This window comes from Variovorax sp. GW821-FHT09B05 (assembly GCF_059418265.1).
Genome location: NZ_JBWKPN010000005.1, coordinates 154572 through 168305 on the forward strand (window position 1 = coordinate 154572; position 13734 = coordinate 168305).

At 66.7% G+C, this 13734-nt stretch carries 11 protein-coding genes; 3 read left to right on the plus strand and 8 right to left on the minus strand.

Features of this window, described 5'->3' with window-relative positions; genetic code table 11:
• Nucleotides 1-181: 181 nt before the first annotated feature.
• The 8 genes from AC07RM_RS15010 to AC07RM_RS15045 form a co-directional block, all read right to left on the minus strand.
• Nucleotides 182-877, minus strand: a complete 696-nt coding sequence (locus AC07RM_RS15010; protein WP_203201078.1) for an ABC transporter ATP-binding protein — start codon at nt 875-877, stop codon at nt 182-184.
• Nucleotide 878: 1 nt separating this feature from the next.
• Complete coding sequence (locus AC07RM_RS15015) at nt 879-1655, minus strand: ABC transporter ATP-binding protein (RefSeq protein ID WP_093342089.1); 777 nt, start codon at nt 1653-1655, stop codon at nt 879-881.
• A gap of 3 nt (nt 1656-1658) precedes the next feature.
• A complete protein-coding gene (locus tag AC07RM_RS15020; RefSeq protein WP_495335061.1) occupies nt 1659-2969 on the minus strand; it encodes a branched-chain amino acid ABC transporter permease in 1311 nt (436 codons plus the stop codon).
• Nucleotides 2970-2973: 4 nt separating this feature from the next.
• Nucleotides 2974-3927: a branched-chain amino acid ABC transporter permease gene (locus AC07RM_RS15025; protein WP_093342092.1), complete on the minus strand. Its 954-nt coding sequence runs from the start codon at nt 3925-3927 to the stop codon at nt 2974-2976.
• Between the two features lie 78 nt (nt 3928-4005).
• A complete protein-coding gene (locus tag AC07RM_RS15030; protein ID WP_093342094.1) occupies nt 4006-5238 on the minus strand; it encodes a branched-chain amino acid ABC transporter substrate-binding protein in 1233 nt (410 codons plus the stop codon).
• A 201-nt stretch (nt 5239-5439) separates the two neighbouring features.
• Nucleotides 5440-6669, minus strand: a complete 1230-nt coding sequence (locus AC07RM_RS15035) for a branched-chain amino acid ABC transporter substrate-binding protein (protein ID WP_495335062.1) — start codon at nt 6667-6669, stop codon at nt 5440-5442.
• A gap of 149 nt (nt 6670-6818) precedes the next feature.
• A complete protein-coding gene (locus tag AC07RM_RS15040; RefSeq protein ID WP_093342097.1) occupies nt 6819-8447 on the minus strand; it encodes a 3-(methylthio)propionyl-CoA ligase in 1629 nt (542 codons plus the stop codon).
• Between the two features lie 235 nt (nt 8448-8682).
• Nucleotides 8683-10425 carry a carboxylesterase/lipase family protein gene (locus tag AC07RM_RS15045; RefSeq protein ID WP_495335063.1) on the minus strand — a complete coding sequence of 581 codons (1743 nt, stop codon included), beginning with the start codon at nt 10423-10425 and terminating at the stop codon, nt 8683-8685.
• Nucleotides 10426-10614: 189 nt separating this feature from the next.
• Here AC07RM_RS15045 and AC07RM_RS15050 point away from each other — a divergent pair, with 189 nt between their 5' ends.
• The 3 genes from AC07RM_RS15050 to msrB are packed head-to-tail and all read left to right on the plus strand — an operon-like array spanning nt 10615 to nt 13724.
• Nucleotides 10615-11727 (plus strand): AraC family transcriptional regulator, encoded by a 1113-nt coding sequence (locus AC07RM_RS15050; protein WP_296801617.1) that lies wholly within the window; start codon nt 10615-10617, stop codon nt 11725-11727.
• A gap of 60 nt (nt 11728-11787) precedes the next feature.
• Complete coding sequence (locus AC07RM_RS15055; protein ID WP_495335064.1) at nt 11788-13314, plus strand: protein adenylyltransferase SelO; 1527 nt, start codon at nt 11788-11790, stop codon at nt 13312-13314.
• Entirely contained in the window at nt 13311-13724 is a 414-nt protein-coding gene (gene msrB, locus AC07RM_RS15060) for a peptide-methionine (R)-S-oxide reductase MsrB (protein WP_057597047.1), read from the plus strand. The genes AC07RM_RS15055 and msrB overlap by 4 nt, the downstream gene beginning before the upstream one ends.
• Nucleotides 13725-13734 lie beyond the last annotated feature (10 nt).

Genomic DNA, 13734 nt, shown 5'->3' on the forward strand with positions numbered 1-13734 from the left:
CGTTCCTTGGTGTGTGAAGAGAAAAAAGAAAAAGCACGAGTGTTCTTTTTCCGGGGATTTTAGGCCTTTGGCGCGGCGCAACAATGGCACGCAGTCGCTGGAGGGACAAGGAGCAAAGGCGGACGCCGGACGCCAAGGACTTCGCGCCCTTCGCTCCGGCCATCCGCCTTCACAGCCTACCTCAGACCTCGAGCCATTCCTTGCGCGTCGCGCCGTCCGCGCGCAGGCTGGCGGGCGTGCCGTCGAACACGATGCTGCCGTGGCCCATGACGAGCGCGCGGTCGGAGATCGCCATCGCGATGGTGAGCTTCTGCTCGATCAGCAGCACCGAGATGCCCTTGTCCTTGAGCGTGCGCAGGTACTGCCCCACCAGCTCGACGATCTTCGGCGCCAGGCCCTCGGTGGGCTCGTCGATGATGATCAGGTCGGGGTCGCCCATCAGCGTGCGGCACAGCGTGAGCATCTGCTGCTCGCCGCCCGAGAGCACGCCGGCCTCGGTGTGCTGGCGCTCCTTGAGGCGCGGGAACATGCCGTACATGTCGTCGAACTGCCAGCGGCTGCCCTTGCCCGAGCCCTTCTGCCCCAAGAGCAGGTTCTGGTGCACCGTGAGCTTGGGGAAGATGTCGCGGTTCTCGGGCACGTAGCCGATGCCCAGGTGGGCGATCTCGTAGGCCTTCTTGCGCAGGATGTCCTGCTCCTTCCAGCGCAGCGTGCCCTCGGCATGCACCAGGCCCATGATGGCCTTGGCGGTGGTCGAGCGGCCCGAGCCGTTGCGGCCCAGCAGCGCGACGATCTCGCCGGGCTGCACGTCGAAGGAAACGCCATGCAGCACATGGCTCTTGCCGTAGTAGGCGTGGATGTCGTGAAGCTTCAGCATCTCAGTGTCCCGCTCCCTGTGCATCGGCCACCGACGAACCGAGATAGGCCTCCTGCACGCGCGCATTGGCGCGCACCTCCGCGGGCGTGTCGAAGGCGATCACCTCGCCGTACACCACCACCGCGATCTTGTCGGCCAGGCCGAACACCACGCCCATGTCGTGCTCCACCGTGAGCAGGGTCTTGCCGGTGGTCACGTGCTTGATCAGCGCGATGAAGTGCGAGGTCTCGGTCTTGCTCATGCCGGCCGTGGGTTCGTCCAGCAGGATCACGTTGGCGCCGCCGGCGATGGTCACGCCGATCTCGAGCGCGCGCTGCTCGGCATAGGTGAGGTTCACCGCATGCACGTCGCGCTTGCGTTCCAGGCCGATCTGGCGGATCAGCTCCTCGGTGCGCGCATTGGCGTCGTCGAGGTTCGAGAGGAAGCGCAGGAAGGTGTACTTGTAGCCGAGGCTCCAGAGCACGCCGCAGCGCAGGTTCTCGAACACGCTGAGCTTGGGGAAGATGTTCGTGATCTGGAAGCTGCGCGAGAGGCCCAGCCGGTTGATCTCGTAGGGCTTCTTGCCGTCGATGCGCTGCCCGTTGAGCAGCACCTCGCCGCTGGTGGGCGCGAGCCGCCCGCTGATCAGGTTGAACAGCGTGGACTTGCCCGCGCCGTTCGGCCCGATGACGGCCACGCGCTCGCCGGCCTTCACCGCGAGGTCCACGCCGCGAATGATCTCGGTCTTGCCGAAATTCTTTCGCAGCGCCTTGAGTTCCAGTGCGTATTCAGCGCTCATGTGTTACGCCGCCTCCCGACGCTTGATTTCCGTTTCGATCTCTTCCTGCGCCTGGCCCCAGACCCGCACGAAGCGCCGCCGCGCGACCTCGAGCGCGCCCAGGCCGATGGCCAGGATCGCGACCGCGCCGAGCCAGCTGCCCATGCCCGCGGTGTCGAGCGAGACGCCGAAGAAGTTCAGCCGCGAGCCCATCGCCGCATTGAGCTGGATGTGGTAGATCATCTCGATCAGCGCGGCCGCGCCGATCACCACCGGCACCAGCGCCGCGGCGAGCGCGAGGTAGAGCCACCAGAAGCGGTCGAACTTGCCGAACTTGGCCACGCGCAGGTTCATCATGACCAGGCTCGCGATGCCGCCCGGGGCGAACATCACCATGAACACGAACACCAGCCCGAAGTACAGCTGCCAGGCCTTCGAGAGCTCGGACAGCAGGATCGAGGCGAACACCAGCAGCACCGCGCCGATCATCGGGCCGAAGAAGAACACCGCGCCGCCGAGGAAGGTGAACAGCAGGTAGCCGCCCGAGCGCACCGCGTTGAGGCTGTCGGCCGCGTTCACGATCTCGAAGTTGATCGAGGCCAGGCCGCCGCCGATGCCGGCGAAGAAGCCCGCGATGATGAACGCGAAGTAGCGCACGCGCTGCGTGTTGTAGCCGATGAATTCCACGCGCTCGGGGTTGTCGCGCACCGCGTTGAGCATGCGGCCCAGCGGCGTGCCGGTGAAGGCGAACATCAGCGCGGTGCACACGAAGCAGTAGAACGCGATCAGGTAGTAGACCTGGATCTGCGGCCCGAAGGTCATGCCGAGGAAGGGCGTGCCGTAGACGCGGTCGGTGGTGATGCCGCCCTCGCCGCCGAAGAAGCTCGGGAACATCAGCGCCATGGCGGCCACCAGTTCGCCGATGCCCAGCGTGATCATCGCGAAGGTGGTGCCCGACTTCTTCGTGGTGACGAAGCCCAGCAGGATCGCGAAGAACATGCCCGCGAGCCCGCCCACGAGCGGGATCAGCACCAGCGGCACCGGCAGCGCGCCCTTGCTCGCGAGGTTCATCGTGTGGATCGCGATGAACGAGCCCAGCCCGACGTAGACGGCATGGCCGAAGCTCAGCATGCCGCCCTGCCCCAGCAGGATGTTGTAGCTCAGGCAGATGACGATGAGGTAGCCCATCTGCGAGAGCATGGTCAGCGCCAGGCTGCTCTTGAACAGGTGCGGCGCGACGATCAGGGCGATGGCGAACAGCGCCCAGATCAGGTAGCGGCCGATGTTCCAGGGCTTGAAGCGGTAGTAGCGCGAAGCTTGCGTGGTCGATGTCATGGCGTCAGTCCTCCCGGGTGCCCAGCAGACCCTTGGGCCTGAAGATCAGGATGAGGACCAGGAACAGGTACGGCAGGATCGGTGCGACCTGCGAGATGGTGAGCTTGAGCAGCTCGTAGCCGAAGGTCTGGTCGTTGACCGCCATGCCCAGCGCCTGCAGTCCGCCGGCCAGCGACTGGTCCATGGCGACCGCGAAGGTCTGGATCACGCCGATCAGCAGCGAGGCCAGGAAGGCCCCGGCCAGCGAGCCCATGCCGCCGACCACCACCACCACGAAGATGATGGAGCCGACCGAGCCCGCCATCGCCGGCTCGGTGACGTAGGTGTTGCCGCCGACCACGCCCGCGAGGCCCGCGAGCGCGGCACCGCCGCCGAACACCAGCATGAACACGCGCGGCACGTTGTGGCCCAGCGCCTCGACCATGTCGGGGTGCTTGAGCGCGGCCTGGATCACGAGGCCGATGCGCGTGCGCGTGAGCAGCAGCCAGACCGACACCAGCATCAGCACCGCCACCAGCATGATGAAGGAGCGCGACTTGGGGAACTGGGTGCCGTAGAGCGTGAACAGCGGGCCCTGGAGCTGCGCCGGCAGGCCGTAGGGCACGGTCGAGCGGCCCCACACCAGCTGCACCAGCTCGAGGATCAGGTAGGAAAGACCGAAGGTCACGAGCAGCTCGGGCACGTGGCCGAACTTGTGCACGCGCCGCAGGCAGTAGCGCTCGAAGCCGGCGCCCAGGGCGCCCACGAGCAGCGGCGCGAGGAACAGCGCAGGCCAGAAGCCGACGATGTTCGACAGCGTGTAGGCGATGTACGCGCCCAGCATGTAGAAGCTGGCGTGCGCGAAGTTGAGCACGCCCATCATGCTGAAGATCAGCGTGAGGCCGGAGCTCAGCATGAACAACAGCAGGCCGTAGCTCACGCCGTTGAGCAGCGAGATGACGAAGAATTCGACGTTCATCGGTCTTTCGGATCACATGAAAAAGAAAAAGGCCCGAGTGTTGAAGTCGGGCCTCGACCGTTCAGGGGCGTCCCGCGTTCAGGAGGGCCGCTTCATCTGGCACGTGGTGGGCGTGCTCGCCACGTAGGCTTCGTAGTACTTGACCGGGGCCAGCGTGTAGCCGGTGTTCTCCGGGCTGTACGGGTTCTTGGCGTCGGCCTTCTGCCAGCGCGTGATCCACAGGCCCTGCTGCAGCTGGTGGTCGGCCTTGCGCATCTCGACGTCGCCGTTGAAGCTCTTGAACTTCATGCCCTCGAGCGTGGCGGCCACCTTCACCGGCTCGGTCGACTTGGCGCGCACGAAGGCTTCGCTGAGCATCGCGTAGACCGTGTAGACGTCGGTGGTGTAGAGGTCGTCGTTGAAGCGCTTCTTGAACTCGCCCATCAGCGGCTGGACCGGGCCCGGCGCGTTGTAGTGGCTGTAGCCGACCTGGTAGACCTTGCCGTCCGAGGCCGCGCCCATGGCGGTCGGCGTGCCGTTGGTGACGGCGTAGTAGGTGTAGAACTTGACGTTGAGGCCGGCATCGTTGGCCGCCTTGATCAACAGCGCGAGGTCGGAGCCCCAGTTGCCGGTGATCACCGAGTCGGCGCCCGAGGCCTTGATCTTGGCGATGTAGGGCGCGAAGTCGCGCACCTGGGCCAGCGGATGCAGGTCGTCGCCGACGACTTCGACGTCGGGGCGCTTGGTCTTGAGGTTTTCCTTCGCGAACTTCGAGACCTGCTGGCCGTGCGAGTAGTTCTGGTTGATCAGGTAGACCTTCTTGATCTCGGGCTGGTCCTTCATGAAGGTGGTCAGCGCCTCCATCTTCATCGAGGTGTCGGCATCGAGGCGGAAGTGCCAGTAGCTGCACTTGCTGTTGGTCAGGTCGGGATCGACGGCCGCATAGTTGACGTAGAGCACTTCCTTGCCCGGGTTGCGGGCGTTGTGCTTCTCGAGCGCGTCGATGATGGCCAGCGCCGGGCCGGAGCCGTTGCCCTGCACCACGTAGCGCGCGCCCTGGTCCATGGCCGAGCGCAGCGCGGCGGTGGTTTCCTGCGGGCTGAGCTTGTTGTCGATGCCGATGATCTCGAACTTCACGCCGGCCACGTTCTTCTTGTTGAATTCTTCGGCCAGGAACTGGAAGGTCTTGAGCTGGTTGGTGCCGACCGCGGCCATCAGGCCCGACAGCGGGTCGAGCCATGCGATCTTGACGGTTTCACCCTTCTGGGCCAGGGCGCCGGCGGCGCTGGCGGCAAGGATGGCTGCGGTAGCGATTTTCAGAGCGAACTTCACGATCTATATCTCCTGGTCAAACCGATTCAAAAAACCTTGCACGAGCGTACAAGCCTTCGCAGCCCCTCCCCTCAGGGAATGCCCGTAAGGGAGATGCCGCGAGGCCCGTTTCTATCGCGCAGGCGACAGCGCATTTCTCCAATTTCTACCCACCGGTAGGCTGTTGCTACCGACGGGTAGGAAATGCGCGCACGAATAGCCTCAGGGGCGCTTCATCTGGCAGGTCGTCGGGGTGCTCGCCACGTACGACTCGTAATACTTCACGGGAACATTGGTGTAGCCGGTGTTCTCGGCGTCATAGGGGTACTTGGCGCTGGCCTTCTCCCAGCGCGAGATGTACAGGCCCTGCTGCAACTGGTGGTCGGTCTTGCGCATCTCGACCTCGCCGTTGAAGCTCTTGATCTTCATGCCCTCGAGCGCGGCCGCGACCTTGACCGGGTCGGTCGACCTGGTCTGCGCGAAGGCGGCATCGAGCAGCGCGAACACGTGGTAGATCGACGCCTGCGTGAGGTCGTCGTTCATCTTCTTCTTGTAGCCGCCGAGCAGGCGCTGGATGTCGCCGCCCATGTTGTAGTGGGCATAGGCCACGGTGTAGACCTTGCCGTCGGAGGTGGCGCCCATGGCGGTGGGCGTGCCGGCGCCGGGCGCGTAATAGGTCAGGAACTTGACGTTGAGGCCCGAGTCGTTGGCCGCCTTGATCAGCAGCGACAGGTCGGAACCCCAGTTGCCGGTGATCACGGTGTCGGCACCCGAGGCCTTGATCTTGGCGATGTAGGGCGCGAAGTCGCGCACCTGGGCCAGCGGATGCAGGTCGTCGCCCACGATCTGGATGTCGGGGCGCTTGGTCTTGAGGTTTTCCTTGGCGTACTTGCTGACCTGCACGCCGTGCGCGTAGTTCTGGCCGAGGATGTAGACCTTCTTGATGTCCGTCTGGTCCTTCATCCAGGTGGTCAGCGCCTCCATCTTCATCGAGGTGTCGGCGTCCACGCGGAAGTGCCAGTAGCTGCACTTGCTGTTGGTCAGGTCGGGGTCGACCGCCGCGTAGTTCATGAAGAGCAGTTCCTTGCCCGGATTGCGCGCGTTGTTCTTCTCGACCGCGTCGATGATCGCGAGCGCCGGGCCCGAGCCGTTGCCCTGCATGATGTAGCGCGCGCCCTGGTCCTGCGCCGAGCGCAGTGCGGCGGTGGTCTCCTGCGGGCTGAGCTTGTTGTCGATGCCGATGATCTCGAACTTCACGCCCGAGGCGTTCTTCTTGTTGAACTCCTCCGCCAGGAACTGCGTGGTCTTGAGCTGGTTCGTGCCCACCGCGGCCATCAGGCCCGAGAGCGGATCGAGCCAGGCGATCTTGACGGTCTCGCCCTTCTGGGCGAAGGACGCGCCGGCACCGGCCAGCAGGGCGCACACGGCGATGGACTTGAGGGCAAAACGCATGAAGAGTCTCCAGGTTGAAGGGCTGCCCGATTGGCTGCATCCGCAGCGTACAAGCGCACTTTTTTCGTCCGCACAGGGATTGCCCGCAAGCCGGGCCGCGGAGGTGGCCGTGCTATCGCCTAGGCGACACGGCCACCGCCACACCCGCTTTACAAGCCGGGCAGCTTGTAGTCCTTGAGCTGCTCGCGCAGCCGGGTCTTGAGGATCTTTCCAGTGGCGCCCAGCGGAATCGCCTCGACGAAGACCACGTCGTCGGGGATCTGCCACTTGGCGGTCTTGCCTTCGTAGAACTTCAGCAGTTCCTCGCGCGTGACCTCGGCACCGGGCTTCTTCACCACCGCGACGATCGGCCGCTCGTCCCACTTGGGGTGGTAGACGCCGATGCAGGCCGCCATGGCGATGGCCGGATGCGAGACCGCGATGTTCTCGATGTCGATCGAGCTGATCCATTCGCCGCCGGACTTGATCACGTCCTTGCTGCGGTCGGTGATCTGCAGGTAGCCGTCGGCATCGATGGTGGCGACGTCGCCGGTGGGGAACCAGCCGTCGATCAGCGGATCGCCGCCCTCGCCCTTGAAGTACTCCTTGACGATCCACGGGCCCTTGACCAGCAGGTCGCCGTAGGCCTTGCCGTCCCAGGGCAGCTCGTTGTTCTCGCCGTCGACGATCTTCATGTCGACGCCGAAGATCGCGCGGCCCTGCTTGAGGCGCACCGCGAGCTGCTCCTCGGGCGACTGCTTCAGGTGCTTGTTCTTGAGCGTGCACAGCGTGCCCAGCGGGCTCATCTCGGTCATGCCCCACGCATGCAGCACCTCGACGTCGTACAGGTCCTGGAAGGCCTTGATCATGGCCGGCGGGCAGGCGGAGCCGCCGATCACGGTGCGGTTCAGGGCGCTGAACTTCAGGCCGTTGGTCTGCATGTGGCCCAGCATCATCTGCCACACGGTGGGCACGCCGGCCGCGAAGGTCACGCCCTCGCCCTCGATCAGGTCGTAGACCGACTTGCCGTCGAGCGCCGGGCCCGGGAACACCAGCTTGCAGCCGACCAGCGCGGCCGAGTACGGAATGCCCCAGGCGTTGACGTGGAACATCGGCACCACGGGCAGCACCGAGTCGCGCGCCGAGATGCGCATCACGTCGGGCAGCGCCGCCGCATAGGCGTGCAGCATGGTCGAGCGGTGGCTGTAGAGCGCGGCCTTGGGGTTGCCGGTGGTGCCGCTCGTGTAGCACATGCTCGAGGCCGAGTTCTCGTCGAACACCGGCCATTGGTAGTCGGTGGACTGGCCGCCGACCCAGTCCTCGTAGCTCACGAGGTTGGGGATGCCGCTGTCGACCGGCAGCTTGTCGGGCCCGCACAGCGCGACCCACTTGCGGATGGTCGGGCACTTGGCATGCACGGCCTGCACCAGCGGCAGGAAGGTGAGGTCGAAGCACAGGATCTGGTCTTCGGCGTGGTTGGCGATCCACGCGATCTGGTCGGGATGCAGGCGCGGGTTGATGGTGTGCAGCACGCGGCCGCTGCCGCTGACGCCGTAGTAGAGCTCCAGGTGGCGGTAGCCGTTCCAGGCCAGGGTCGCGATGCGGTCGCTGAACAGCAGTTGCTCGCCGTCCAGCGCATTGGCCACCTGCCGGGAACGCGATGCGATGTCGCTCCAGGTACAGCGGTGGATATCGCCCTCGACCCGCCGCGAGACGATCTCGCCGTCACCGTTGTGGCGCTCGACGAACTCGATCAGCGACGAGATCAAAAGCGGTCGGTCTTGCATCAAACCCAGCATCTACAGGCTCCTTCTTTCAACAAAATTCAGCGGTTTCAAAGATTACGGCGATTCACGCAATTTATGTGCGTTCGCACAATGACAGAAACCCGCAGTCTGCGAGGACCGATCTGTCGTCCGGATGACAGCTGGCGTCCGCCGGAGCATGCAGACGCCTCGCCCCTCGCGCGACCTTCGCCACCACCGCGGCGGCCATGGCCGTCGCGGTGGCGTGCCTTGCCGGTGGGCGCAGTGCTCAACGCGCGCTGTTCTGCAGCTGCGTCTTGCTGGCGTCGAGCACGATCTTGCGTGGCCAGTTGGGCCAGGTCACGCCCAGGCCCGCATGGTTCGGATCGCCGGTGCGCGCGAACGCGGACAGGCTGCCGACCATCGCGTCCGACAGCGCCTCGCGGCCCGGCCGGTTCGCCTCGCCGTAGGCGAAGGAGAAGATGTTGGTGCCGAAGTTGTGGAACATGAACACCGTGTCGAGGCCGTGCGTCGCGCCGTAGACGGTATTGAACGGCGCCACCTGCTGGCTCCAGTCGAAGCGGTAGTACCAGGTCTTGGTCGGCAGGTACTTCGCGACCGAGTCGATCTGCGCGGGCAGGCCGTTGAGGAAGATCGCGTTGGTCGCGAAATCCGAGGCGGCCTTCCATCCGGTCAGCGGCTTACCTACCGGCAGGTAGGGTGCGTTGATCAGGTCGGCCTCGGTGAGCGTGACCGGTGCATCGGGGTTGAAGTTGTACTGCAGCCCGAAGCGTTCGTAGTCGGTCGGCTTGAAGCCCAGGCCCTGCCCCGTGAAGGTGCCGAACAGGTTGGCGAACAGCGTGCCCTCGTCGCGCGTGTTGCCGATCAGCATCGGCACCTTGTTGAAGCGGCCGGCATCGACCTCGGCCCGCGAGTTCACGGGCAGGATGGTGCCGTCCTCGATCGGCGCGGGCGCGTTGCCCAGCTGCGGGTTCGCGAGCACGATGGTCAGCAGCTTGTCGGCCGGCAGGCCGCGCAGGTAGGTGGCGATCTGCGCATTGGTCTGCGAGGCCACCCAGGCATTGGCCGAGGTGGTGTCGACGGCCTTGCCGTCGGCGATGGCGATGGCCGCGAGCAGCCCCTTCGAATAGGTCTGCGCGGTGGCGCGCGTCGAGAAGGCCATGCCGCCGCTCAGCGGCACCGCCTTGTGCAGCAGCCCGGCCGATGCGCTCGAGACCACCAGGCCCCAGGTGTTGACCGCGCCCGCCGACTGCCCCATCACCGTGACGTTGCCCGCGTCGCCGCCGAAGGCACCGATGTTGGCCTGGATGAACTTCAGCGCCTGCATCTGGTCGAGCAGCGCGAAATTGCCCGAGTCGTTCTTCGCCTCGCCGTTCTTGAGCTGCGGCAGGTCGAGCCAGCCGAGCACGCCCAGCCGGTAGTTGATCGTCACGACGACGGCATTGCCGCGCTTGGCGAGCTGCGCGCCGTCGTAGCCCGGATCGGCCGTGTAACCCGAAATGTTGCTGCCGCCGTAGATGTAGACGATCACGGGCAGCTTGGCGGCGTCGCCGCTCGGGCGCCAGATGTTGAGCGTGAGGCAGTCCTCGTCGCCCACCGGCTTGCCGAAGCCCTCGCGGGTGCCGAGGCCGAAGGGCGCGTCGTCGGGTGCCGGGCTGAAGTAGCGCCCGCCCTGGGCACAGCTGCGGCCGAACTTGGCGGCGGAACGCACGCCCTCCCAGACCTTGGGATCGGCCGGCGGCGCCCAGCGCAGCGCGCCGACGGGGGCCTGGGCGAACGGAACGCCCTTCCACGACAAGGTGCCGGTGCCGGCGCTGTCGTCCACGCCCTCGATCTTGCCGGCGGTGGTCTGGCGCACCATCGGGCCGTCCGCGGCCGGTGGTGGCGCGGGCGGCGGCGGGGGTGGCGGTGCCACCGGGAAGAATCCGCTCGACCCCGAGCCGCCGCCGCCGCAGGCCACGAGGGCCATGCTGGCGGCCGCGATCGCGGCCATGGCGATGGCCGAAGCCACCCTTGTCTTCTGTCCTGCCGCACCCTGGCTTTTTCGTGCCGTTGCCATTTCTTGCATGTGTTTGTCTCCACACCGGGTTAATCGGAATTCCTGCATCGGTGCCCCGCGGCCATACTCCGGCCCGCCGAACCCGAAAAAAATTCTAGGAACGGGTGCCGTTTCCACCGCTATCGCAAGCGAGCCAATCGAATGACTTCAGGAGCCTCCAACCCGCGCCACGCGCGCCGGCCTGCGCGCCGTCCGGGCTGCATGCCGCAGCCCGAGTTGCGCACCAGCTCGTCGGCATGGCTCGAGGGGGTGCTGAGGATGTTCGAGGCCGAGGGACTGGACGTGCCCTCGCTGCTGCGCGACGCCGGCTTCGACCCCGAGTCGCTGCTGCGGCAGAACGCGCGCATCCCGGTCGACGAGATCACCGTGCTGTGGCAACTGGCCGTAGCGCGCGCGGGCCGGCCCACGCTGGGCCTGCACCGCGGCCTGGCCGCCACCCACAGCAAGTTGGGCACCGTCGCCCACGTCATGGCCTGCTGCGTCGATCTCGGCGAGGCGATGGACCGGCTCGCGCGCTACATGCCCGTGATCTCCGATGCCACCGCCTTCTCGGTGCAGCCCGAGGCGCGCGGCAGCTGGATGGTGATGCAGCACACGGGCGGCAGCCTGCCGATCCCGCGCCAGCGCGTCGAGTACGCCCTGCTCACCATGCTGATGCAGTGCCGCTGGCTGATCCGGCGCGAGATGGAGCCGCTGGCGATCGAGTTCGCCTATCCGCCCCCCGACGACGACCGGCCGCACCGCGAGGCCTTCGGCTGCGAGGTGCGCTTCGGCGCCCCGGCCAACCGCATGCTGCTGTCGGCCGCCAACCTGGCGATGACGCTGCCCACCAGCCACCCCGAGCTCGGCGAGATGCAGGAACACCTGCTCGACGACCAGCTCGACCAGTTGGGCCAGACCACCACCAGCACCCTGGTCTGCGCCGAGATCGCGCGCCGCCTGCCGCACGGCGAGCCGCGCCGCCAGGACGTGGCCTCGGGCCTGGGCCTGGCCGAGCGCACGCTGCAGCGCCGGCTGCAGGAGGAGTCGGTGTCGTTCCAGGCGCTGCTCGACCGCACCCGGCGCGAACTGGCGCAGCAGTACCTGGCGCAGGAGCGCCACACGCTGACCGACGTGGCCGACCTGCTGGGCTTCGTCGACAGCAGCAACTTCTTCCGCGCGTGCAAGCGCTGGTTCGGCCTGCCGCCGGCGCAGTACCGCACGCGGCTGTGGCATGGCGACGCGGCCGGCTCGATGCTGCGCGCCGCCGCCTAGTTTCTGGTCTCCGAGGCCCCCCTTGGCCAGGGGTCTAGCGCTCTGCCGGACAATCGGGGCATGACGCCCACGAGCCTGCTTGCCGAAGAGAACCGCCCCACGTCGACCGAAACCCGGCCCGGGAGCGCCGACCTGGGCCTGGGCTGGGCCACCACCGGCTTCTCCACGCTGGGGCCGCGCTTCTACACCGAGCTGCGCCCCACCCCGCTGAGTTCGCCCACGCCGCCCTACTGGGTCGGCCACAGCGAACGGGTCGCGCGCGAGCTGGGCCTGCCCGAAGGCTGGCGCAGCGACGCGTTGCTCGAGGCACTGAGCGGCAACATCCCGCTCGAGGGCGCGCGGCCGCTGGCCAGCGTCTACAGCGGCCACCAGTTCGGCGTCTGGGCCGGCCAGCTCGGCGACGGGCGCGCGATCCTGCTCGGCGAAACCGCGGACGGCCTCGAGATCCAGCTCAAGGGCGCGGGCCGCACGCCCTATTCGCGCATGGGCGACGGCCGCGCCGTGCTGCGCTCGAGCATCCGCGAGTTCCTCTGCAGCGAAGCCATGCACGGCCTGGGCATCCCGACCACGCGCGCGCTGTGCGTGACCGGCTCCGACGCGCGCGTGCGCCGCGAGGAGATCGAGACCGCCGCGGTGGTGACGCGGGTGGCACCGAGCTTCATCCGCTTCGGCCATTTCGAGCACTTCGCGGCGAACCAGCAGCACGAGGAACTGCGCGCGCTGGCCGACTACGTGATCGACCGCTACTACCCGGCCTGCCGCCACAACGAGCGCTTCGGCGGCAACCCCTATGCGGCGCTGCTCGAGGCCGTGAGCGAACGCACCGCCACCCTGCTGGCGCACTGGCAGGCCGTGGGCTTCTGCCACGGCGTGATGAACACCGACAACATGAGCATCCTCGGGCTCACCATCGACTACGGCCCGTTCCAGTTCCTCGACGGCTTCGATCCGCGCCACATCTGCAACCACAGCGACACCGGCGGGCGCTATGCCTTCAACCAGCAGCCCAACGTGGCCTACTGGAACCTGTTCTGCCTCGGCCAGGCATTGCTGCCGCTGATCGAGGACCAGGAGCTCGCGCTGGCCGCGCTCGAGTCGTACAAGGCCGCGTTCCCGAACGCCTTCGAGAACCGCATGCGCGCCAAGCTCGGCCTCGCCGACGCGGCCGACGGCGACCGCCAGCTGATCGAGGGCGTGCTCAAGCTGCTGGCGGCCGAGAAGACCGACTACACGATCTTCTGGCGCCGCCTGGCCCGCTACCGGGCCGACGGCAACATCGAGCCGGTGCGCGAACTGTTCATCGACCGCGCCGGCTTCGACGCCTGGCTGCTATCGTTTCTGGAGCGCCATGCCCACACCCCGCGCGAGCAGGCGGCCGAACTGATGCTGCGCAGCAATCCGGAATACGTGCTGCGGAACCACCTGGGCCAGCAGGCCATCGAAGCGGCTGGCCGCAAGGACTTCTCGGGCGTGGCGACCTTGCTGGCCCTGCTGGAATCCCCATTTGAAGAACATCCCGGCGCGCAGGCGTATGCCGGGTTCCCGCCCGACTGGGCTTCCACGATCGAAATCAGTTGCTCATCATGAACACACCCGTCCAGAAAACCGATGCCGAATGGAAAGCGCTGCTCGCCGAAAAGGGCGCCGAGCCGGCGGCCTTCGAGGTGACCCGCCATGCGGCGACCGAGCGCCCCTTCACCGGCAAGTACGAAGCCCACTGGGACGACGGCACTTACCACTGCGTCTGCTGCGGCGCCAAGCTGTTCGAGTCCGCCACCAAGTTCGACGCCGGCTGCGGCTGGCCCAGCTTCTCGGAGGAAGCGGTGCCGGGCGCGATCCGCAACATCGTCGACCGCTCGCACGGCATGGTGCGCACCGAGAATGTCTGCGCCAATTGCGGCGCGCACCTGGGCCACGTCTTCCCCGACGGACCGACCGAGACCGGCCTGCGCTACTGCATGAACTCGGCCTCGCTGGATTTCCAGAAGAAGCCCTGAACGGCCACCT

Bases quoted from the DNA above. Each gene is read 5' to 3' on its own strand.
- AC07RM_RS15010 (WP_203201078.1), bottom strand. From the start codon at position 877: ATGCTGAAGCTTCACGACATCCACGCCTACTACGGCAAGAGCCATGTG.
- AC07RM_RS15015 (WP_093342089.1), bottom strand. From the start codon at position 1,655: ATGAGCGCTGAATACGCACTGGAACTCAAGGCGCTGCGAAAGAATTTC.
- AC07RM_RS15020 (WP_495335061.1), bottom strand. From the start codon at position 2,969: ATGACATCGACCACGCAAGCTTCGCGCTACTACCGCTTCAAGCCCTGG.
- AC07RM_RS15025 (WP_093342092.1), bottom strand. From the start codon at position 3,927: ATGAACGTCGAATTCTTCGTCATCTCGCTGCTCAACGGCGTGAGCTAC.
- AC07RM_RS15035 (WP_495335062.1), bottom strand. From the start codon at position 6,669: ATGCGTTTTGCCCTCAAGTCCATCGCCGTGTGCGCCCTGCTGGCCGGT.
- AC07RM_RS15040 (WP_093342097.1), bottom strand. From the start codon at position 8,447: ATGCTGGGTTTGATGCAAGACCGACCGCTTTTGATCTCGTCGCTGATC.
- AC07RM_RS15050 (WP_296801617.1), top strand. From the start codon at position 10,615: ATGACTTCAGGAGCCTCCAACCCGCGCCACGCGCGCCGGCCTGCGCGC.
- AC07RM_RS15055 (WP_495335064.1), top strand. From the start codon at position 11,788: ATGACGCCCACGAGCCTGCTTGCCGAAGAGAACCGCCCCACGTCGACC.
- msrB (WP_057597047.1), top strand. From the start codon at position 13,311: ATGAACACACCCGTCCAGAAAACCGATGCCGAATGGAAAGCGCTGCTC.